19 protein-coding genes and 3 pseudogenes are annotated in these 21,935 nt (G+C 55.3%); 12 read left to right on the top strand and 10 right to left on the bottom strand.

Features of this window, described 5'->3' with window-relative positions; translation table 11 throughout:
- Nucleotide 1: 1 nt before the first annotated feature.
- Both DM373_RS06265 and DM373_RS06270 read right to left on the bottom strand, forming a co-directional pair.
- Nucleotides 2-1,093 (bottom strand): hypothetical protein, encoded by a 1,092-nt coding sequence (locus tag DM373_RS06265; RefSeq protein WP_207939749.1) that lies wholly within the window; start codon nt 1,091-1,093, stop codon nt 2-4.
- Nucleotides 1,081-2,073: a PD-(D/E)XK nuclease domain-containing protein gene (locus tag DM373_RS06270; protein WP_054882004.1), complete on the bottom strand. Its 993-nt coding sequence runs from the start codon at nt 2,071-2,073 to the stop codon at nt 1,081-1,083. The genes DM373_RS06265 and DM373_RS06270 overlap by 13 nt, the downstream gene beginning before the upstream one ends.
- Before the next feature lie 277 nt (nt 2,074-2,350).
- Between DM373_RS06270 and DM373_RS29180 the strand changes: the two genes are divergently transcribed.
- The 6 genes from DM373_RS29180 to DM373_RS06300 all read left to right on the top strand — a co-directional run bounded on the left by DM373_RS29180 (nt 2,351) and on the right by DM373_RS06300 (nt 6,412).
- A complete protein-coding gene (locus DM373_RS29180) occupies nt 2,351-2,623 on the top strand; it encodes a hypothetical protein (RefSeq protein WP_174446962.1) in 273 nt (90 codons plus the stop codon).
- A gap of 92 nt (nt 2,624-2,715) precedes the next feature.
- The gene (locus DM373_RS06280; RefSeq protein ID WP_054882006.1) at nt 2,716-3,684 is read left to right on the top strand and encodes a DUF932 domain-containing protein; all 969 of its coding nucleotides are present in this window, start codon (nt 2,716-2,718) and stop codon (nt 3,682-3,684) included.
- 79 nt (nt 3,685-3,763) lie between these two features.
- On the top strand, nt 3,764-4,765 hold the full coding sequence (locus tag DM373_RS06285; protein WP_054882007.1) for a YqaJ viral recombinase family nuclease: 1,002 nt from the start codon (nt 3,764-3,766) through the stop codon (nt 4,763-4,765).
- 90 nt (nt 4,766-4,855) lie between these two features.
- Nucleotides 4,856-5,752: a recombination directionality factor gene (locus DM373_RS06290; RefSeq protein WP_054882008.1), complete on the top strand. Its 897-nt coding sequence runs from the start codon at nt 4,856-4,858 to the stop codon at nt 5,750-5,752.
- Between the two features lie 57 nt (nt 5,753-5,809).
- Nucleotides 5,810-6,022, top strand: a complete 213-nt coding sequence (locus tag DM373_RS06295) for a hypothetical protein (protein WP_054882009.1) — start codon at nt 5,810-5,812, stop codon at nt 6,020-6,022.
- Nucleotides 6,023-6,088: 66 nt separating this feature from the next.
- Nucleotides 6,089-6,412, top strand: a complete 324-nt coding sequence (locus tag DM373_RS06300) for a hypothetical protein (RefSeq protein WP_054882010.1) — start codon at nt 6,089-6,091, stop codon at nt 6,410-6,412.
- Nucleotides 6,413-6,421: 9 nt separating this feature from the next.
- On the opposite strand, the gene DM373_RS06305 is transcribed toward DM373_RS06300, so the two are convergent.
- Entirely contained in the window at nt 6,422-6,769 is a 348-nt protein-coding gene (locus DM373_RS06305) for a helix-turn-helix domain-containing protein (RefSeq protein WP_054882011.1), read from the bottom strand.
- Between the two features lie 139 nt (nt 6,770-6,908).
- Between DM373_RS06305 and DM373_RS06310 the strand changes: the two genes are divergently transcribed.
- Nucleotides 6,909-7,262 (top strand): hypothetical protein, encoded by a 354-nt coding sequence (locus tag DM373_RS06310; protein WP_054882012.1) that lies wholly within the window; start codon nt 6,909-6,911, stop codon nt 7,260-7,262.
- Between the two features lie 109 nt (nt 7,263-7,371).
- Nucleotides 7,372-8,190, top strand: a complete 819-nt coding sequence (locus tag DM373_RS06315; RefSeq protein ID WP_054882013.1) for a hypothetical protein — start codon at nt 7,372-7,374, stop codon at nt 8,188-8,190.
- A 722-nt stretch (nt 8,191-8,912) separates the two neighbouring features.
- Here the strand turns inward: DM373_RS06315 and DM373_RS06320 are convergent.
- The 3 genes and pseudogenes from DM373_RS06320 to DM373_RS29590 all read right to left on the bottom strand — a co-directional run.
- Complete coding sequence (locus DM373_RS06320) at nt 8,913-9,905, bottom strand: thioesterase, FlK family (RefSeq protein WP_054882014.1); 993 nt, start codon at nt 9,903-9,905, stop codon at nt 8,913-8,915.
- The gene (locus tag DM373_RS06325; RefSeq protein WP_110992716.1) at nt 9,902-11,467 is read right to left on the bottom strand and encodes a class I adenylate-forming enzyme family protein; all 1,566 of its coding nucleotides are present in this window, start codon (nt 11,465-11,467) and stop codon (nt 9,902-9,904) included. Before DM373_RS06325 ends, DM373_RS06320 begins: the two co-directional genes overlap by 4 nt.
- A pseudogene (locus DM373_RS29590) lies at nt 11,433-11,549 on the bottom strand (hypothetical protein); the annotation flags it as partial. The gene DM373_RS06325 and the pseudogene DM373_RS29590, both read right to left, overlap by 35 nt.
- A gap of 143 nt (nt 11,550-11,692) precedes the next feature.
- Here DM373_RS29590 and DM373_RS06335 point away from each other — a divergent pair.
- Nucleotides 11,693-12,610, top strand: coding sequence for a LysR substrate-binding domain-containing protein (locus DM373_RS06335; protein ID WP_054882017.1), 918 nt, complete (start codon nt 11,693-11,695; stop codon nt 12,608-12,610).
- Between the two features lie 197 nt (nt 12,611-12,807).
- On the opposite strand, the gene DM373_RS06340 is transcribed toward DM373_RS06335, so the two are convergent.
- Nucleotides 12,808-15,921 carry a type I restriction endonuclease subunit R gene (locus DM373_RS06340; RefSeq protein ID WP_244215042.1) on the bottom strand — a complete coding sequence of 1,038 codons (3,114 nt, stop codon included), beginning with the start codon at nt 15,919-15,921 and terminating at the stop codon, nt 12,808-12,810.
- 298 nt (nt 15,922-16,219) lie between these two features.
- Nucleotides 16,220-16,609 carry an ATP-binding protein gene (locus tag DM373_RS06345; protein ID WP_244215043.1) on the bottom strand — a complete coding sequence of 130 codons (390 nt, stop codon included), beginning with the start codon at nt 16,607-16,609 and terminating at the stop codon, nt 16,220-16,222.
- A gap of 567 nt (nt 16,610-17,176) precedes the next feature.
- Here DM373_RS06345 and DM373_RS06350 point away from each other — a divergent pair.
- From DM373_RS06350 to DM373_RS06365, 3 genes and pseudogenes are all read left to right on the top strand, one after another.
- A pseudogene (locus DM373_RS06350) lies at nt 17,177-18,415 on the top strand (integrase domain-containing protein); the annotation flags it as partial.
- A 766-nt stretch (nt 18,416-19,181) separates the two neighbouring features.
- Nucleotides 19,182-19,877, top strand: a pseudogene (locus DM373_RS06360) (integrase domain-containing protein); the annotation flags it as partial.
- Nucleotides 19,874-20,149: a hypothetical protein gene (locus DM373_RS06365; RefSeq protein WP_110992718.1), complete on the top strand. Its 276-nt coding sequence runs from the start codon at nt 19,874-19,876 to the stop codon at nt 20,147-20,149. The pseudogene DM373_RS06360 and the gene DM373_RS06365, both read left to right, overlap by 4 nt.
- 171 nt (nt 20,150-20,320) lie before the next feature.
- Here the strand turns inward: DM373_RS06365 and DM373_RS06370 are convergent, their stop codons facing one another.
- Together DM373_RS06370 and DM373_RS28670 are read right to left on the bottom strand one after the other, a co-directional pair.
- Nucleotides 20,321-21,142, bottom strand: coding sequence for a hypothetical protein (locus tag DM373_RS06370; RefSeq protein WP_110992719.1), 822 nt, complete (start codon nt 21,140-21,142; stop codon nt 20,321-20,323).
- 56 nt (nt 21,143-21,198) lie between these two features.
- A complete protein-coding gene (locus tag DM373_RS28670; protein ID WP_157966812.1) occupies nt 21,199-21,867 on the bottom strand; it encodes a hypothetical protein in 669 nt (222 codons plus the stop codon).
- Between the last annotated feature and the right edge of the window lie 68 nt (nt 21,868-21,935).

Here is a 21,935-nt window from a genome sequence, read left to right on the forward strand (position 1 = left end):
GTTACTCATCTCCTTGAGTGCATTCAGCCCTAAGCTTCTGCATCTGTTCACGTGCAGTTTTCTCAATCAACCTGGACATTGAGTCAATCTCAGCTTTCAAGGGCGCGCGCCTTTTGCCTAGTTTGCCATCTACGTATGGGTATACAGACTTGATCAGGATCGAGAAGTCTGTGCAGCTTATTGGATCTGCAAACAAAACCTCCACGCTAATTACATCTCCATTGCCAAGGACTCGCTGCGCAGTCCAACACATCTTGAATATATAGAATGCATCTTCATGTACAAGATCAAGAAGCAAGGAAGATCGTGTTATACCATTACCTTTGAGCAATACTTTTTCGATATGTGTTTCGTGCTCATCAGAGGCTAGCCCCTCATCGTCGGCGTTTATCTTCGGCTTATATACATAAACGTCTGAAACATCGCGACGACTGAAGCCCTCTAGGCTTGTACTGAGTTCAATAAAGAAACGCGTTCTCATCTTTGGATCAATCACGTCATACAGGTTTACCGTGACGCGCTCAATTTCATCGGGTACTACCGAGTCCACCTTCGCTACAATTTCATCCCGCACAGAGCTCATAAATTCGTTCTGTGCGTTGTTGATCAAATAGCCTTCAGCAGTCTTAATAAACTCGACAACCCCATCTTTTATCTGCTGCTGCGCAAATTCAGTTTTCTTGTAATCAATGAGTGAATACTGGATCCTCAGAGAAAAATCATTACCACTCCTAACAATATGTGCGATATCTCCATTGGCAACGATTTGCTTCTTGATCTCTTCAAGAGCGAACTTAAGCTCCTCGGGATCAATGGTACCAACAAGATCCATAGAGGTAGTGCGCTCCCTTCGAGGAAGAATGCCCAGTTTCTCCGATATGATCTTGTGGTCGTAGTAGTCATGAGGAAGACGAGAGAAATACTCAGCCAGATCGTCTCTCGGAGTCTTTTTGGAGACAATCATGTTGCGGCGCTCGAAGAGCACGGCCAAGGTGGGGGAGTCCACCCGATGCTGAATCAGAGCATCGAAGACATTTTTGTCCGACGCATAGTACATGGCTGGGCCGAAAGTCCTTTTCTTCAATTGCGCCACCCCATCCAACCTGGATTATACGAGTCAGTCACTGCAGTCACCGCCTCAAAGCTGATCGCGTTAAGAACGGTTTCCCGAATCGGATCGAAGCCCCAAGCCTTGGCGTATCTCTCTTTAGCGGCTTTGAAGTTCGCTACCATCTGAGGGTCGGTACTAGGCACTGTGACCCGAATCTGAACTGACTTGCCAGACTCCAACATCTGATATCGCGACAGACTGTCCAAAAAATATTCGAACTCAGTATGCGAGGCGCCCGGGCGATTGTAGTACACCACGTAACCTGGTTCGGTCTTGTCCGTACCTTTGTGCTGGACAATCAAGTAAGGGCTGGTAAGCGCTTCAATAGTTGCCGGTTGTCCCCACACGTCCCCCTGCCGCCGACGCAATACTAGGTCAGGATAGTAAAAGGTGTACTCACTGGACATCTTCTTCTGACTCGTCAGGCGAATCATATCGTTGGCAATAGTAAAGAGACGATTGATGTCATGCGGCCCAAGGTAGTGAAGATAGACATTGGGCGGTATCGAGATTGAGTCAAAGCCAATTTTTTCAATCAGACTGTAAAATGGTTTCTCATAACCGTGATCATGGTTGTGCACGAAGAGAAGCCCGCGAACTTCATAGTTGCCGCAGTCAGTAATTGCGAAAGTATTTCGCCAGGAGTCTGAATCCCTGGCGCACTCGACGGTGATCGCCAAAGACTTGAAGGCGTCGCGCAGCTTTTGCTTGCCGATGCTTTCTTTTTTGTAGGCTTTGAGGTCGGTGTGCAAGTAGATCGTACTGCCGAGGTAGGGGTCTTCATAGTAGAAGATGGCATCGCCAGGGTGTTTTGTCTTCGGCTTGTCGTCGCTACCCAGGTGAGAAGGACAGTGGCAGTCAAAATTCTCGTTCCACTTGCCCTTCATCTGCCAAAAGAAGCTGCTGAAGATATCGACTGAAAGCTTCTCGGCAATCTCACCAACGTTTACGGTTTCCGACATGGCTCCTCCTAAGCAATCGATCCTGGCTCTCAGACCAGAGAATGAGGAGCCAGCATAACAGGATCAAAGGCGTGTAGAAGCCCGCTGCCACTACTTCGCATTAAGTCGATTAATTGCGCTTAACCAATACCCTCACTGTAGGCCTAACTTAAAAATCCGACTCGAAAAATACTTAACACTACATAACCACCTTGACTACACCATCAAGGAGGTTCGCCCCATGTCATTGCAGTGTCCTCGCTGTCATTCCCCCAAAGTCGCTTCTTTCCATCACGCCATGAAAGTCGGCGCGGCCATCGGCACCGTGGGTGGTGCTGCGCGCGGCGTCAGTGCTGCGCTAGCTGGAGGCCAAGCGGGCGCGCTTATTGGCGCTATCGCCGGCCCTGTCGGTATCACACTCGGTTCGGTATCGGGTGCCATCCTCGGCGGGTTGGCCGGCGGTGTCGGCGGCTGTGCTCTCGGCGCCCAACTGGGTGAGTCGCTCGATCGCCACGTCCTAGCCCACAACCTCTGCTTGCTATGTGGTCACCGCTTCAACCTCCCGACCTAACCAAGTCAACTTCCCTTCTATTTATTACGTCCGGACGGTGCTGCGCTCTGCGTGGCGCTTTATGCCGGCTTGCACCTAAAGGAATTACAACCATGGCTCATCTCATCGAAACTATGGCCTATGCTGGCGAAACTCCCTGGCATGGCCTGGGCAATCAGCTCACTCAAAAGCAACCCATCGAAGTTTGGCAACGCGAAGCCGGCATGGACTGGGCGATCCAGGAAAGCCCCGTCCTCTTCAAATCAGAGACCGTCGGCCACCTGGGCGCGATCCATTCCTTCCCCGAGCAGAAGGTGCTCTTCCGTTCGGACACCAAAGCACCGCTGTCGGTGGTTTCCCAGCGCTACCACACCGTGCAGCCTCGGGAAGTTTTGGAGTTTTATCGTGACCTCACCGAGGTCTCCGGCTACGCGCTGGAGACTGCGGGGGTACTCAAAGGTGGTCGCAAGTTCTGGGCGTTGGCGCGTACCGGTCAAGGTGCTGCGCTCAAGGGTAACGATCAGGTCAACGGTTACCTGCTGCTGGCCACGTCCTGCGACGGCACCCTGGCCACCACGGCAACACCCACTACCGTACGCGTGGTCTGCAACAACACCTTGACCATCGCCTTGGACGGCACCAGCCGCGCGATCAAGGTGCCGCACAACACCCGCTTCGACCCGAAGGCAGTAAAGAAGCAGCTCGGAATCGCCGTCTCGCAATGGGACGACTTTATGTACCGCATGCGTGCGCTGGCCGAACGCAAAGTGCAGTGGCATGAGGCGCTGGGCTTCTTTATGAACGTGCTGTGCGAGACCAATCCGACCGGCGCACTGCCAGAGGTACTGCCCAATGAACGTGCCCTGCGAAAGGTTCAGGAGCTGTACGAAGGTCGCGGCCGAGGCAGTCAGCTGAACTCGGCTCGCGGTACCGCCTGGGGCCTGCTCAATGCCGTAACTGAGTACGTCGACCACGAACGTCGCGCCCGTAGCAATGAGTACCGCATGGACTCGGCGTGGTTCGGCCAAGGGGCCCAGATCAAACAACGTGCGCTGGACACCGCACTGCAACTTGTCGCCTAACCGGTTACTTCCTCCACCCCATAACGCCCGATCAGCCTGGTTGCTGATCAGGCGTTTGTATTTCTGCAAGGTGAACGCTATGAACGCTACTCCGTTGCGCAGCACTAGCAAGGCTCGTCCAGCGCTGCGCCTGATCAGCACCAAGGACCTGCCTCGTGAAGATTGGCTCGCGGTGCGCAAGCAAGGCATCGGCAGCTCGGATGCTGCCGCCGCCGTCGGCCTCAATCCGTACAAGTCCCAGCTGGAACTGTGGCTGGAGAAAACCGGTCGAGATGCATCACTTCCCAAGCTCGACCCGCAGGATGATGAGAGTCCAGCCTACTGGGGCAATGTGCTGGAGCCCATCGTGGCCTGGCATTACAGCAAACGCAGCGGCAACCGGGTACGTCGTATCAATGCCGTACTGCAGCATCCGAATCCCGAGTTGTCCTGGATGCTAGCCAACATCGACCGCGAGGTAATCGGCGCAGACGACGTGCAGATCCTCGAATGCAAGACCGCCGGCATAAACGGGGCACGCCTCTGGAAGGAAGGCGTACCCGAATATGTAGAACTGCAAGTGATGCACCAACTCGCAGTCACCGGCAAGCAGGCGGCAGATGTGGCGGTGCTGCTCGGCGGTCAGCACCTGGAGATCCATCGCATCGAGCGAGATGAGCAGATGATCGCCCGCCTGATCGAACTGGAGCGTAAGTTCTGGAACTACGTGGAAACCGATACCCCGCCGCCAGTCGACGGCAGTGCATCGGCCGAGGCGGCTTTGCGCTGCTTGTACCCGGAGGACAACGGTCAGACCGTCGACTTCAGCGGCCATGCAGGATTGGCTGCGGCCTACTTAGAGCTCAAGGCCGTGCGCCAATCCATCGGCGAGAAAGAAACGCGCGAGGCCCAACTCAAGCAGATGCTGCAGCAAGCCATCGGCGAGGCCACCCGAGCGGAGTTCTCCAGCGGATATATCAGCTGGAAGAAATCCAAGGGCAGTACCGTGCTCGATGTCGAGCGCCTACTGAAAGAGAAACCTTACCTGCAGGTTCGCTACGCCAAAACCAAGGAAGGCAGTCGCCGCTTCCTGATCAACTGATTCCGCTACCTCTCACTTCCCTCCCCCTTGGCCAGTCCATTCAGTTCGCCCTGTGTGGCTGGCCTTTTTTTCATTTCCAGGAGAACCATCATGTTGAAAGGCTTAGCCCTGACGCCCCCTTTGCTCGGACGCATCTCCATCGGCAAAGTCATCGAGAAAAACGGTAAACGCCTGCCGGAGAAAGATGATCAGTTCACCATCACATCCCAGGTGCAAAGCAGGGATGGCTGGCTGCTACACCCACTCAACGACGAACTGCGCCCGAGTAAGGAAGACAAGCTGCGCAGCATTCCTGTACGCCTATTGTTCAACGAACCGGAACTGAATTTCCGGGCCGACTACACCCTGTTCGACCGGCAGTCTGGCAGGCCGTTGTGCGTGGGCAATGGCGAGACCTGCAAGCGTGCCACTCAAGACGGCATGCAGTCACTGCCCTGCCCCTCGCCAGATGCGTGTCCATTGGCCAAAGGGGGGGCCTGCAAGCCTTATGGTCGGCTGAACGTACTCATCGGTGATGACGATCCGCTGGGCAGCTTCGTGTTCCGTACCACCGGCTTCAATAGCATCCGCACTCTGGCCGCTCGGCTGCATTACTTCCAAGCCATCTCGGGCAAGCGCCTGGCCTGCCTGCCGCTGGAACTGCGTTTGCGCGGCAAGTCCACCCGGCAAAGCCACGGCACGCCGATCTTCTACGTCGATATCACCGTGCGCAGCGGCATGAGCATGGAGGAAGCATTGTTCGCCGCTCGGCAGCTCGATGAAGCCCGGCAATCTGCGGGCTTCGATCAGGCCTCATTGGACAGCGCAGCGAAGCATGGGCTCGGCAACGGGGCGTTCGAGGACAGTGAGGAAGACGGTGGCGCCGTGATCGAGGAGTTTTATTCGAGCACGGATGCCGCCACCGGCGCTGCCCAGAGTGACGAACCGCAACCGGCACCCAACTCACTCGCGGGCAAGCTGGAAGCGCTCGCCTCGCACGCCAACTGATACCACTCCTGCCTGGACTGAATGCATCGGCCAGGCAGGCTCTTTCGGAGAGCCGTCATGACCCTGCTTCGATTTCTATTCTGCCTATTCATTTTCATCGGGGCGCTGGCTGCAGCAGGCGTACTGGTGCTGAGCATTCTGCTAATGCTGCGTTTCCCGCCGTTGCTGGTCGCCGTAGTCCTTGCGTGCTGGATTCTGAACCGCCTGTGCAAGCTGCTGCGCGCATCCGGCCAGGACAATCCCACGAGAAGTCCCACATCGCAGGGGTGACCTCAGCAACCTTTATGAGCGGCCAGACAGGGAATGGCCGCACTTAACCCATCAGGAGAATGAACGATGATCAGACAATGTTTGATCTGCGACTCAAGAGCCGTCCTGACCCAGGAGGCCGCAAGAGGCATTGCCCTGCTGGCCGGCCTGGCCGATGGCGCGCTACGAGGAGTTCAGGACACGAATCAGGGCACGCAGGATCGCCTCGGATACAACTCGCTACTGAGTGGGCTGGCCGCCATCGCACCGACTTACCCATCGGCGCTGCGATTGGCTGAGGATGTCGCCAAATATCACTTCGCAGGCTTCGACTGTCTGTGCCTGCGCTGCGGCGCTTTATTCGGTGAAGCGGTGAAGGAAGCTTCTGAGCAAGCGCCTCAGCCGCCGTAAAATAGCAACTCAGTCACGACCGAGCCGGTCAACAAGACGCTCCACCACACCCATGACGAGTGCGCGGTCATCCGTATCCAGCGTGGACAGCAAATCGTAGAGCCTGCGCGCCTGGTCTTCTGGGCGTGAACTGCCCGCCGTCAGCAAGTCGGCGGTTTCACAGCCAAAAATTTCCGCCAGTTCGACCAAACGCTCGATGTTAGGCATGACGATCCCACGCTCGATACGGGATACGGCCTCGCTTCCAATCCCAAGCTTTTCCGCAACCTGCTCCTGACTCAGCTTGCAACGAGACCGCTGGCGAGCAATTGCTTGACCAACAAGCTCCGCCAGCTGCTTCGATTCGGTTTTTGACATGCCACCCTCCAATTCAACTTGGATGGTTGGTCATCAACCTATTGACATGAAGGACTTACCAAACCGAGACTCAACCCAAAAGGTTGATATACGACTTTTTCTCTAAAACACTATCTCTTGCAGGGAGCTCAGAAAAGCCATGATCGTCGTAACCGGTCTGAATGAAGCGCAAATTGAAGGTCTCGTGAAAAGCAAAGCGTCCTTCGAGATCCATGGCCTCAGGGGCAATTTCATGGCAGGTATCAAACTTGTCGAAACTAAGATTGAAAGCATGGGAATGAAGTGCCGCGTAGTAAGCGACCTGAAAGGTGCAGCAATGCACGGTGGGGCGCTTGGAGCGGCAGCCACCGTAATGTCAGCACCAGCAACATTAACTCTGGCGGCATTCACTGTTGCGGCAGGCGTCGGTCATGCGCTCGTCACCTACAACCCCGATTACGAAATCGTAAAGGACTACGTCAATAAGAAACTGACCGTCCGATACAAGAAATAACGCTTACTCCGATCTGAACGAGCATCTCCTATCACGAAAAGGAGCAGTCATTACAAATTGACTGCTCCGCTCGCCCTGCGCTCACTTAAACCATAGAGGGAACTATCTCATGCAAAAAATAATCAGCGTTATTGTCTTGTCGATCACTTCAATGACCGCCAGCGCCTACCAGGGCCTGGGACTTTATTTCCCTAGCGAGCAAACAATGGAAGGCTTGCCCCAAGCCATTCCTTGTGGAATCAAGGAATTCACCAATGGAATGGACAAAAACTACAGCCTTCAATGCGTTTGGTACTACCAGCCTCGTGACGTGAAGATCTGGGACGAAAAGCGCCAGCAGGATGTTATCTATTCGAATCAGTTTTCTGGGCGCTGCATCAAAGGGAACTGCCGGGATGGCGGCGGAAACATTGTCGGCCACTGGTCAGCCGATATCCCGTATCGCCTGTCTCTCTGGTACTACATTGACCAGAGCACCGATGGCAAGCCAGTCGCCTATCGCTTGGACAGCGGCCCCGCCAAAGGCCAAGATCGCCTCAGCTACGTAGAGGCGGGGAAATTGCTCCATAGCTTTTACGAAGCGGCTGGCGCACCTGAAAGCACGATACAGAACCTGTTTGGCGAGTATTACGTTGGCAGCTACAAGCAGTACCTTACTGACCTAAACAATGGTCAACACCTGCCATCCAAGAGAAATGTGCAAAAAACGGTCGCTGCCCAATCCGAATGGCCAGACGTGAAGAGTGCTTGGTGCAACCCACGCGCTGACGACGATTGCTACATCAACGAGAAGAGGGTTCCAATCGCAGAACTGGGTAAATGGTTGCCCGACATCAGCGAATCGAATGCCGATCAGCTAGGCGGCCACTGCGAAACCATTCTCTGCTTCGACAAAGATGACCAGCCGATGGGCTATCTGTTGCAATAACAAGCCTGAGCACAGCTGCACAGACGCACGGGCCAAAACGGTCTCCTTGCTAGTCCTGAGGTAGGGGGCTTTACGCCCCCCTATTGACTTCACTTCAGTTTTTATTTTTGACAAAGGGCATAATCGCATCGCCTGTCCAGTCAATCGCAATGGCGAGGACCACTTTAAGCAGTAGCCTTTATGAGATCAATCGCCAGAGAGATATTCGTAGCCGACTAAAGCACTACGCGTAAACGCCGAGCACGCTCCTTGAACGCTCGCTCTCCCCCCTTCCAAAATCTCGCAGACTCGCCGCCGTATACGGTGGTTCTCTAAACTGCCACACCCGTTTGCATTCGACCCGACCAGTCATTTGCAGTCGTTCTAACCACCGATTGCATCGGATTTAACCGGCACGTTTTGTAACCAGGGTCGGCAGAGAACGGCCGATTCTGTTGAAAAAGTCGGCCATGGTTTTCTCGGCAGAAAAGTACGCGCGTGAGATTGAAATCTTCACTTTGAGCAGAGGATTCGGGGCTCAGATTTCGCGTGGCGACGCGCAAAAAAAGCGTTTTCAGCGATCAGCATGGGGGAGTCTGGAAAACCGACTTTTTCAACAGAATCGGCCAATAGCAGTCACTCGACTTGCCCCCGTGTATGAACCGAGGAGCGGCTCGTCAAATGATGCAATACAGAGACCTTCGCACTTTAAGGCTGATTCAGCGCTCCTCCATCGCCAGAGATTAATTGTTCTGACCGTTACTCTGCGCTAGATAATCCCCCATCATTTCCAGCCGATCATTCCCCCAGAACAGCTTCGAATCGGCGATGACGGTCGGCGCACCGAAAACGCCTAGCTGCACCGCTTGATCGTTGTTAGCCTCCAGTGCCAGCTTGAATCGCTCATCGGAAGCAGCCTGTATAGTTGCACTTCGGTCCAGGCCTGCCGCAACCGCCAGATCACCGAGGATGTCCAGGTCGCTGATATCCCGGCTTTCAGTCCAGTAAGCTCGCATCACGTTGAAGATGAACTCCGCGCCCTTTCCCTTCTCGATTGCATACAGGCTGCAACGCAAAGCTCGGGAAGGTCGCAATGGGAACTGAGGGTGGTAGCTTAGCGTCAAGCGTCTCAGTCGAGCCCAATCCTGCAAATCCTGCTGAAACCACCGCACAAATGCTGGCGATGCTTCCAGTGGTCGCCGCCCCCCGATGTGATCGATCAGGTTGGCCAAGTGCATGGGCCGCCAATGAATCGCTCGACCATGGGCAGCGGCGATTTCTCGCAAGCGCGGCATAGCCAGGTAGCACCATGGACTGTGAAAATCGAAAAAAAACTCAATTGGCTCGCCCGCGCTGATCGGTTGCGGCATGGAGAAGCGGCTGAGGTCGACCATCACTCGTTCGTGATGGCCGCGCATCACTAACCGTCCTTGTTGGCTCGCGCTCACCGCGAAACTCAACGTGCGGTCCTTGGTCGACTCCAGCACGGCTTCGCACTGCACCTCAATGCCCGGCCAGGCCGGGCTCAAATGCGCAATATCCACTTTAGTGCCAACCGTGCCCCATCCCGGAACGCAGAAAGCCTGAACGCCACTGCCCGCCGTTTCCTCCAGCAGAGCAATAAGTGCCGGCGTAGATACCACCTGCACCCCGGCATTGCCGATGGCGGCAGCCGTTTGTTGAAGCCCTGGTACGAATGCGCAGTGATGCTGATGGCCGAGGATCGGTGTGCTCATGGTAACTCCTCCAACTGCATCGCCATGGCTTGGGCTTTCAGCTCGCGCTTGAGTATTTTCCCACTGGACGTCATGGGCCATTGGCTGACCTTGAACACCCTGGACGGATGCTTGAACCCAGCGATTTTTCCGGCACACGCCTGCTTCACCTGCGCAGCGGAGAGCGCCCCACCCAGCTCGACCGCCGCGGCGACCACTTCGCCGTAGAAAGGATCCGGCATGGCAAATACAGCGATTTCGGTGATAGCCGGGTGGGCGCGTAGCAGGTTCTCCACCTCCACCGGGTAGATGTTCTCGCCACCGCGGATGATCATGTCGCGTAACCGTCCACCCACAAGCTCCACTCGGCCGTCGGCGGTAACGCGTCCGAGATCCCCCGTCTGCATCCAGCCATCGAGGTCGATACAGCGAGCAGTCTCCAGCGGGTCACGATGATAGCCGAGCATCACCATGGGTCCGCGCACCTGAACCTGCCCGGTCTCACCGCAGGCCAGCACCTGGCCGTTGTCCGGATCACACACGCGCACCTGCATGCCTGGCAATGGCATGCCCGCGGTAGTGAATCGCTGGGCACTCTCGCAACTGTCCAAAGCGATAAGGGTGCTGGCTTCGGTCTGGCCGTACACCTGCACCAGGCCTGGAATCGGGAACGCAGAAGCGCAGCGTTCGAGCAAGGCCGGGTCGCAATCTGCGCCACCGCAAGTGCCCGCCCGCAACGAAGAAAGGTCGTATTGTATTCGTCGCGGGTGCTCCAGCATGGCCAGATAAGAGGTAGGAACGCCCGTCAGCAGCGTACAGCGCTCGGCCTCCACGAGGCGCAACATTCGCTCGGCATCGAAGGCACTGACCCCCACATACGTGGCCCCTGCGGCCAGCGCTGAGAGCACATTCATAATGCAGCCCGCGCAGTGGAATAGCGGAATGATGGAAGTCCAGCGATCCTCGGCAGTAACCGCCAGCCGCGCGACGGTGCCTCGTGCATTCATCAACATTCCTTCGAAGCACAATTCAGCGCCCTTTGGCCGCCCTGTGGTGCCGGAGGTGTACTGGATGCTGGCCAACTCGCGAGGCGACCAGGGCCAAGCCTGAAATGGCAACTCCGGCCCTTCGCTCATCAGTGCCGCGTAACTCCAGCAACTCTCAGCGTGAAGCTCAGGTTCGTCGAAGCAAATCACGTCGCGCAGAATGGGTAACCGGTTGCGAGTGTCCAGTGTCATGGTCAGATAGTCACTGGACCGAAAGCGCGCGGAAAGCAAGATCGCCACCGACTGACTGTGGTCCAGCACATGCAGGAGGTCGTCCTCGCGAAAGTGCGTATTAACCGGCACCAGCACCGCACCAATGGCAGCAATGGCGACCTGCGCGATTGGCCATTCGATTCTATTTTCCGCCCACAATGCCACCGAGCTGCCGGGTTGAATCCCGCACCGCCGCAAGGCACAAGCCAGTGTCTGGGAAGCAAGCAACCATTGGCTGAAGGTCAGCCGCTGAGGTGTGGAGTCAAATACGAGCGCCTCCTTGTCCGGCCAGCCATAGTGTGAATTGACCGAATGCGCTGCCATGGCGCTCGTTTTCCGGTATGTAATCGATGGAGCGGGTTTCAATCACCGACCTCGGTGCAACAGGCGCAGTTGAACGAGCCATGGGCGAATCCTCGATATTGTTAGTGCAGCATCTGCGCCAGATCAGCGCGTTTTTTGGAAGGACACAGGCTGTGGATGGACTGAGGATAAGCAGCTGGGTATATAATTAAAAATATGCACTTTTGATACTGCGAATTAAAAATAATGATTCACTTCAGCCTTCGGCAAATCGAATATTTTGTAGCAGCGGCCCAATGTCGAAGTACCGTCAATGCGGCCAAGTCGCTGAGTGTGTCCCAACCCTCGATATCAAACGCGATTGCGGAGTTGGAAGCCCTATGGGATGAGCGCTTGTTCGTGAGGATTCCAGGCAAAGGAATCGAACTCAGCTCCGCCGGAACCCGCCGTTATCAGCAAGCTCGGCAGCTACTGCAAAGTGCCGCGCAGCTCTCTGCCAAGGAGACTGATAGCGTGGTGGGGGACCTTTCGGTTGGCTGCTTTGCAACGTTGGGCGCGCGTCATGTCCCCACCATGGTCGAGCGCTTCAAGCAGCGCTTTCCTGAGGTACGAGTCGCCATTGTCGAAGGTGACACCGAGGAACTGATCGAACGGGTGGAGCGCGGCACCCTTGATTTAGCGCTGATCTATGACATGAACCTGGCTCGTAAGGTCAAGCTACAGGCGGTGGGACTGCAATCACCTTATGTGCTGCTGCCCGAAGGGCATCATCTGGCAGCAAAAGCCAACTTGTGCATTCAGGATTTGCAAACCGAGCCCTTCATCCTTCTAGACCTGCCTCACAGTCGCGACTATTTCCTGTCACTGTTCCGCTCGGGTGGTGTAGAGCCCAATGTCATTATGGAGTTGCGCTCGGTGGAAATGGTGCGCTCACTCGTGGCACATGGGCACGGAGTGTCGATTCTCGTCACTCGACCAGCTGGAGACTTGAGCTACGATGGGCGACCCATCGTGTGTCGCCCATTTGACGCTAGCATCCCACCGCAACGAGTCGTGATCGCCTCGTCGCAAACCCAGAAGCCGTCCCGTCCGGCTGACGCTTTTGTGGTAGTGATGCGCGAACTGTTCAATGAAGCCGATACGCTTGAAACCTCGACGATCTGATGAGGTTTTTTGATTTCTCCGCTGAGCTATATTCAACAGTCCGTTGCGGAGCATTTTTCCGCTGGTGAACGGCAGCTTCACGCCTTGAGGAGGTCAGTCAACCAAAATCGAATAAACGGCATGAAGCGAACAGGGGGCTACTGAGCCTCCTGCCTGCCTCAATCTCGTTTTTCTTTTTTTCTTTTGGCTGTTGCCGCTTAAGTCCGCGCCGAACCGAGCAGATCAGCCCCAGCATCTTTCTTCAGCAACTCATACACCACCGTCAGGAACACATCCCGCGTGGATTCGTCGCTCAATAGCTTGGTCGCCATGCTAGTGTGGCTGCTCATGGCACTGGCAATGGCCTGGATGGCTTTGCTCGGCAGGTCAGCCTTCATCGCCTGATCCAGGGTGTTGTTTTGCACCTGGGCCATGACCACGGTATCGCCACGCAGCTTCTCGGACACATGCACGGCAAAGGCCACCTGATCGGTATCGGTGATGTCCTTGCCGAAGGCGTTGTTAAGTTTTTCGATCAACTCGGTGAGGTATTTTTTCTCGCGGTCGCGCGCGTCGCGCAGGCCGTTGTCGGTAATGCCATATAGCTCGGGCGTTTCGCCCACGGCTGAAAGCCCACCCAGCCCCTCGCCTTTTCTGATTTTGTAGTGGCTGAGCTTGAGATCACCCAGGTCCACCTGTTCGGCACTGATGCCCTTCAAGCGTTTACGCAACAGCCGTGCATAGCTGGCAAACGCTTCCAGCGCTGGGTCGCCGAACTCCACCAACTGAGCGATGTACTCATAGGTGCGGACGAACTTGGTCAGGCTCTCACTGAAGATCATCAATTCATCACGGGCCATGCAGTACTCCGCCCTTTGTACGTCGGCGTACTCCATCCCCTTTTCGTCACCATTGTCGTGAGCGGCCTCCCAGGCCTTTTCCCACTGGTCGATGGCATCGTTGAGGGTCTTTAGCTTGCCGTTGAAACGGTCGGTGGCTGATTGAGTCAGCGAATAAAGCTTCTGATGCGTGACATTGCGATTCACGATGGCTTCGCCAAACGCTTCGACCTCAGCGACCTCATAGATGAACATGCCATCCAAGCGCTGCTTGATGTCGTAGACAATGTTCGGGTCCTGAATATCGGCCACCTGAGCATCACGGTAGAAGGTCTTGAACGCTGCCAGGATCTCTTCTGCCTCGTTAGCAAAGTCGATGACGTAGGTCTTGTCCTTGCCAGGAAAGGTTCGATTCAGCCGCGACAGCGTCTGCACCGCCTCCACACCCGATATTTTTTTGTCCAGGTACATGGCCACCAGCTTGGGTTGGTCGAAGCCGGTCTGGTACTTGTTGGCGACGATCATCACCCGATAGTCCGGGGTGTCGAACACCTTTCGCATATCGCGGCCATTGAGGCCGGGGTTCAAGTTGGTCTCGCTGAACTGATGATCCGCAGGCAGGCCGGTTTCCTGCACATCGCTATTGGGCACCTCACCGGAGAACGCCACCATCGCCTGCACGTTGTCGTAGCCCTTGCGCTGGCAGTAGTCCAGCAGCGCCAGGTGATACTTCACCGCAGCGGCACGCGAGCTAGTCACCACCATGGCCTTGGCCTGACCACCGAGCAGGTGTGCAACGTTCTTGCGGAAGTGCTCGACGATCAGCTCGACCTTCTGCCCCACGTTCACCGGATTCAGTGACAGCCACTTGGCCAGCTTGCGCCGGGCACTCTTCTCGTCCACACGCTTGTCGTCGACAAACTCGCTGCCGATTTTGAACGCCACGTTATAGCCGGTGTAGTTTTTCAGCACATCAAGGATAAAGCCTTCCTCGATGGCCTGCTGCATGGTGTAAAGGTGAAACGGTGCCGGAGGATTTTCCTGGTTCACCGGCTGCGCCGCATTTCGCGGGCGGCCAAACAAACTTAGGGTCGAATGCTTGGGCGTGGCGGTAAAGGCAAAATAGCTGGCATTGCCCGGTCGGCTACGCGATGACTGCCATACCGATAAACGCTCCTCTTTGCTCAGTTTGTCCCACTCGTCCTCACTCTGCCCGGTCAGCACATAGCGCAGGTCATCGGCGGTACTGCCGCCAGTGGAGCTGTGCGCCTCGTCGATGATGATGGCAAAGCGGCGATCACGCAGGCTGGTTTCCCCAAGAATGGCCTTTTGTGCATAGGGGAAAGTCTGCAAGGTACAGACGATGATCGGCACGCCGCCTAGCATCGCCTTAGCCAACTGCTGGCTCTTCGGCAGACTGGATTGCTGGCGGTCGATGGCGCACACCACCCCTACCTGGTGCTCGATTTGCTGGATGGCATCCTGCAACTGCTGATCCAGCACCTGGCGGTCAGTGACCACGATCACGCTATGGAAGTACGGCTCGCCATCCGGGCGACGCACACGGATCAACGAATGCGCCGTCCAGGCAATGGTATTAGTCTTGCCCGAGCCGGCACTGTGCTGGATCAGATAGGGCTGTCCGGCACCCTCGATGCGCACTGCGTCGATCATCTTGGTTACGCCTTCCCATTGATGGAAGCGCGGGAAAATCAGACCTTCCTTGAAGTAGGTCTTGCCGTTCAAATCCTGGGCTTCCTTACGTTCTTGCAACACAAAGCGATGGAAGATGTGCAGCCAGTTGTCCTTCTGCAGCACCCGCTTCCAAAGGTAGCTCACCGGGTAGCTGCCATTGTCGCCGGGTGGGTTGCCCGCCGCGCCATCGTTTCCCCGGTTGAACGGCAGAAAGAAAGTCGAATCCCCGGCCAGTTTGGTGGTCATGCGGATGTCGCTGTCGCTCATGGCGAAATGCACCACTGCACCACGCTTGAAGGTCAGCAGCGGCTCAAACCCGCCACTCTTGCGCTCCGGTTTGCGATCCATCCGGTACTGCTGCATGGCAGCCTCAACCGACTGGGTGAAGTCGGTCTTCAGCTCCACCGTGGCCACTGGAATGCCGTTGATAAAGAAGGCTAGATCGATCTCGTCGGTCTTGTCCAACGAGTAACGCAGCTGCGGTACCACGCGCAGGCGGTTGGCCGCATAGCGCTGAATCACCGTCTCGTTGCGATCATCCTCCGGTAACCCCTGGCTCATGGCTAAGGTGCCGCCACCGGCCACGGCGAAGCCGTAACGCAGCACATTCACCGTTCCGCCATCGACCTTGTTTTCCAGTTGTTTAACCAGCCGATCCAGCACCACATCGCGAGTGCCAGTACCGTTCATGGTCTGCAGCTTGACCATGACCTGCGGCTGGCTTTCCTCCAGCCAACCGAGCACATCATCAGGGAACAGCGCCCGCGCCGCGTCATAGTCGGCGGACTTGCCGACCAACCAACCAGCAGCAGCCAGTTGCTCGACGATATGGCGTTCGAGTTCGCATTCGTGGTGGATGTGGCTCATAGGGCGATCCTTCGTCTGGCCGGCCCCTATCTGAGAGAGGCAGCTTGTCTAAAGTTGGTCTTGAGTTCGTCTAGTGCTCGGTGCCGACAAGCTGAGCAACCAGTCAAATACCCATCAAATACAAAAAATATCAGGCTAAAGCCGCAAGCGTACTGATTTAGAGGCTTTAGCCTTGAAAATATGCCGCCCACCAGACGACGAATCAAATACCCGTCAAATACAACGCCACTCAAGCCCAGTAGGGCAGATAGCGTGAGTTTTTGTTGGACTGCCCCTCTTCATACGGCTTAATAACCTGTACCTCTTTTGCGTCCCTAATGATCCGCGATGCCATCGCACTGTTTTTGGCATCGATTCCAAAGCGTTCACGCAGCGTCGTATTAGTCATCGGGTCACGCAGCACATAACGCAGGCAAGCATGCAGATAGCAGGCATATACCCGCTCCTGCTTGTCCATGTCCTTGAGTGCTCGGTGAGCGAACAGTACGACCCGTAGAGAGCCATCAGGGCGCTCCCAGCGCGGCGGTGGCAATTGATAGAGTTCCGTATCGGAAACCACCTTGTCCACGCCGCTACCCCGTTCTTCGCAGATGCCAATGCGTGCAATCCAGGAGGCCATCTCCGCCGCAGTAGCAAAGCGTGAGATGCTGAGCCCGAGGTCGGTCTGAGCCAGCCAGCCAGCCTAAGATCCAGCAATCTGACCTGAAGGAATACCGCGCAAGCCACCGAGAAATCAAAACCGGGTACGCAGAATGACGAAATCTCGGAGGACGCTTTACCTGCGCAGCCTCAGCGCTTCACTTACCGGCTAACGTCTAAGTGATAGAGGAGCGATATAGCAATAGCACCCCATCAAGACGCCCCAAGGTACCAAGCAAATCCTATCGGCATTCCAAATGGCATTCCAACACAAAAACTAAACCGATATAGTATTTTAAAATCAACAGCTTACGTTACCTGTTCAGATTACCCCGGCCCACCAAATGATCAAAAAAAGACGTCCACGGACGTCTTTTTTTGTGCCTGTAAACCAGTAAATACGAGGCCTCCAGCGCCTTTACGGTCTTTCGAGAGTTTTTGAGTTCCAGCCGTTCGGATATTCCAGACGGTATCCCAGCTCACCCGATGCTAATCCTTGGAATACCGAATCAGTGCCTGAGGACAATCTCAGGCCTGCTCAAACCTCCGCCTCTCCGATCGACAGCCCAAGGGAGTCAAACCCGCGTCCAAGGATTACGTCCTCACAGACGGTGACGGTTTGCAGCTCCGGGTACACAGCAACGGCTCGTTGCTGTGGAATTTCAACTACCGCGAACCGGTGACCAAAAAGCGCATCAACATCGGCTTCGGGACCTATCCCGAACTGTCACTGGCAAACGCACGAAAGATGGCAGTCGATGCACGCGAGCTGCTCGCCCAAGGCATCGATCCGAAGGTGCAGCGCAATACGTTGAATGAAGCCAAACGGGCAGAAACGGAACATACCTTAGAGAACGTGGCCGCCGCCTGGTTCGAACTCAAGAAAGACTCGGTCACCCCGGTCTACGCCGAGGACATCAGGCGGTCGCTCACGCTGCATGTGTTCCCCGACTTGAGGATGACACCACTGGTGAAAATCACCGCGCCGGTGGTGATCGCATTGCTTCGACCAATAGAAGCGAAAGGCAGCCTGGAGACGGTCAAACGGCTTAGCCAGCGGCTAAACGAGATTATGACCTACGGTGTAAATTCCGGTCTGATCTTCGCCAACCCGCTCAGCGGGATCCGGGCGGTTTTCAAGAAGCCTAAGAAAGAGAACATGGCTGCGCTTCCGCCCGAAGAACTACCCGAGCTCATGCTGGAGATCGCGAATGCCAGCATCAAACGCACCACCCGCTGCCTGATCGAATGGCAGTTGCACACGATGACTCGCCCCGCCGAGGCGGCGACCACTCGCTGGGCAGACATCGACTTTGAAAGGCGTGTCTGGACCATCCCTGCGGAAAGAATGAAGAAGCGCCGCCCACACAGCATCCCGTTGAGTGATCACGCCGTCGCACTGCTGGAGTCACTGAAGACTCACAGCGGTCATCGCGAGTACGTCTTCCCGGCCGATAGAAATCCACGTACCCACGCCAATAGCCAAACCGCCAACATGGCGTTAAAACGTATGGGCTACCAAGATCGGTTGGTCAGCCACGGCATGCGCTCGATGGCCAGCACCATCTTGAATGAGCATGGGTGGGACCCGGAACTCATTGAGGTCGCACTGGCGCATGTCGACAAGGATGAGGTGCGCAGCGCCTACAACCGAGCCGACTACATTGAACGTCGGCGACCGATGATGGCTTGGTGGAGTGAGTACATACAGAAAGCCGCGATCGGTAGCTTGCTTGCCTCAGCGTATGGCCAAGTCAGAGACAAGAACGTGGTGCCGATCCGCTAGCGCTATACAGGCGCAGTAACGGCGGCGACAGCAACTGAACGTTCAAGACTCAGGGAAAGCAGCCTCGTTTATCTGCTTGTCAGCGCGGGTCCATCCAAACAGGGCTGCAAAGCCGCCCTGTTTGGATGGACCTCATTTTGAAAAGCTAGAAGCCGCGACGTTGTCTGGGATTTACCACGGAATTCCACCGGTGGATAACCGCCTTTCATGTCCTCAAGGGCACTGAATTTCGGCCCTTGACCGGGTTTATCCACAGGCGTAGAACTGGCCGTGCAAGCGCTGTCGATGACAGCATCCCAGGTGACCCGAACCTTAAAGGTCACGCCGCTTCCGCGGTGGTTCTCCCCAAGGGCGATTCGCATCCGGCAGCTCGCCCGGTCACTACCCATGTGATGGATGCTCTTACACATATAGCGCTCGTGCGCCAGATACACCGTACCTCGCTGCCCTGCAGCAACCTATCCGCTTGGCCGAATCTTGCGCCAACCTGTGCCCGTCTCTTTCTTCTGGAAAGAGACGGGCACTCTTACTACTGCTGCAGTCCTGATCGCACGTGGCTTTGCGGCATTCCCCCTCGTGACAATCGGCGTGACAAACGCCGATGTCACCAGCAACAGCCATGTAGATGATGGTGCCGCAGACCAGGGAATGGACTGCATCTGACTGACAGTCAGGCATGCCCCGGTCATCGCATTGCTGCTTGTACCTGGCTCAAGATCTCGCGGCACTGGTCTCGTCAGCCAATGCAGCCTCCACCCGCCCACCGGTATCCAGCGTTAACAGGACCATGGCAGCGCTTCGCGGTGATCAATGTGTGAAATTGCCCAGCCCGAGCAAGGGGTTGGGTATGCAGCGCAGCGGGGTTCGACAGTCGGTGCCCCTGGGCCAAGACCGCGCAAAGGTTAAACAGATCGTCGATGCACTTTTTCGCCAACATCAGCTACGGGTCGCCGCAATTGTTCTGTTGGCCCGAGCCACCGGCATGCGCTTGCGCGAGGCCATCTTGGCTGACCTACCAAGGCTAAGCAGTGAGGCTAACGACCTAGGCAGGATCAACATTCAGGACGGCACCAAAGGTGGCCGCGCCGGTGCCTCAGCGCCACGTTGGATTGCGCTGAACGACCATGTTCGAGGTGCCCTTGGGTTTGCACGGCAGGTGTCGCCTGCAGGTAGCCGTAACCTAATTGCGCCACACGAAAGCTACGTGGATCTTCTGCAAGAAATCATTCGCCCTGCGCGGGCCATTCTGCATGTCCACAACCTCAGAGGCTTCCATGAGCTCCGTGCGGCGTACGCATGTGAGCGCTATGAGCAGATCACCCTGCACCGCGCGCCTATCAATGGCGGCCGCTGTCGCCAGTTAGACAGGAACCTTGATCGTGAGGCCCGGAGGCAAATCAGCTACGAACTGGGGCACGGTCGGATCGATGTTGTCGGGTCCTACATTGGAGGATGCACATGAGTAAACCATTCGATATGGAATTGTTCTTGGCCGGCGTGCTGACCGGATCACACGCGACGCGGCAACGCCATTTGCGGCAGGCAAAAATCATCCAAGCTGAAATTGCCGAACGCTGGCAGCTTCAGACGCCTTGGGCTTGGCAGAAAAAGCACGTAGCTTGGTTTCTTGAGCACAGCCTAAATCAACGCAGCGATTCGACAAGGTACTACTATTTTCTGACCGTGCGGCTGCTCGCTCGTCGTTTACAAAAAACATGGTGTTTCAATCACTGAATCAGACCGCCTGCTATCGGCCCAGGCTGTGTGAAAACCTCCCGACCGCGCGAGGGTCATGGAGGATCGGCAACAACACTCGGCCCAAGTGACCTTCTTCGCCTACGTCGGCAGCTCGCAGATCACCTGCTTGCAGCTGATGGCTAAGAGGATCGCAGTGCGCAAAGCACTTCAGTTGATGTACCGGATTTGAAGTTCCGCTACGGATGAGCAAGGCAACAGTGGAAACTCTTCCGGAATATTGATAGGTTGCAGCCATTGAGCACGAGAGGGCCCTACATAGAACTCAGATATTTTTGGCGCTACAAGGACCTTTGTTCTTTCAGGGTTCGCAAATACAACACTATACTCCGCATCATTCACACCTTCACATCGAAACGAAGCGTTGAAATCAGCGAAATGCGCTACCCGGTAAATAGTGGCCTTTTTCTGATCACTTGTGGCCACCCACCCCCATACCATAGCTGCGAAAACAATCTGCGCGCCCGCCCCCACTAATAGTGTGAGCAGAATGGCTACCCCATCATGCGAGCCTGCAAAATCATTACGCCACAAATATGTAATGACGAGCGTGACAACAGAAGCCACCAATACCGGCCAAAGCAACATATCAACGACTTGTAGCGCAGTAGTCGCAAACAACGTCATAGGGAATAAAGAAGCATCAGCGTGAAATATTGCATTTATTTCCGCCATAGCCTGAGCTTTTGCCACATAAGTAAAATACGCAAGCAAAAGCAACCACGCGGACAATGATGCTCTCAGACCGATAAGATGCTGCAGAATTGTGATTTCGATCGTTGCAACGAAAACGTACAACCCAGCAAGAACAAAGAACATCATAAGGAAAAGCGCAGTATCAGGTTTATCTTCAGCATACCCGCACGCCACCAGAAATACTATAAAACCAAGTATCGCCGTGTAGAGCAAGGCAGATATTGTCTGACTAACCTTGACCTTTTCAGTGGTCAGCTCCGACGTAGCATTCGACATCAATAACTCCACAAAAAAATTACGACTTACCTGACATCACACAGGATAATTAATAATTATGCAGCTCCCGAGCCCCCAGCTAAAAACCAGGCATCACGAATCGCCCGTAGAAACTCGATTATTCCACTAGCCATTACCGAGATGGCTGCGACAGTAAACACTGTCCACAACATCACCCCTAACTCAAAACGAACAAAACCTACTCCACCCTTAAAATCAAAATCCCTTAAAACGATAAGCTTTATCAACATCGCGCGAGGCAGCCGATAAAAAGCCCCTATCAAGTCTAGATCACGAAACACCCTCGACGCAGCATAGCACCCAACAAGTAAAACTGTAACCGTAACACCATCCCTTACAACAACCCCATAACGGGCTTCCAGCACAGGAAAGCTGGTCGTACTGATAGTACTAGCCATAGCAAATATAACCGCACTAATAAAATACAACATAGCGGCCAAAAACACACTTCCAATCCCAAGCATTACTGAACATCTAGCTAAAATTCTCCGCATTTTCACGCTATGCCGCGCACGAGATCGTTGGCTTTCAATAATCGACCAACGAAACAATAAAGCGACTAAAGCCATCAGAATGTCAAATTGAACGACGCCCGTCTTAGTGATAAAGAAAGCAGCAAAGAAAGTAACAACCCCACTAACACACCTCCACAAAACCTTTCTATCCTCACTAAGGCCAGCCCAGTATTCCTCGGTTATACCCATGTTCGAGCTCTGCTTTTTGACCACTTCTCTCTCCCTGTGTGAACAACCGCTACGTAATCATCTCACTA

It is taken from the genome of Pseudomonas sichuanensis (assembly GCF_003231305.1).
Taxonomy (GTDB): domain Bacteria; phylum Pseudomonadota; class Gammaproteobacteria; order Pseudomonadales; family Pseudomonadaceae; genus Aquipseudomonas; species Aquipseudomonas sichuanensis.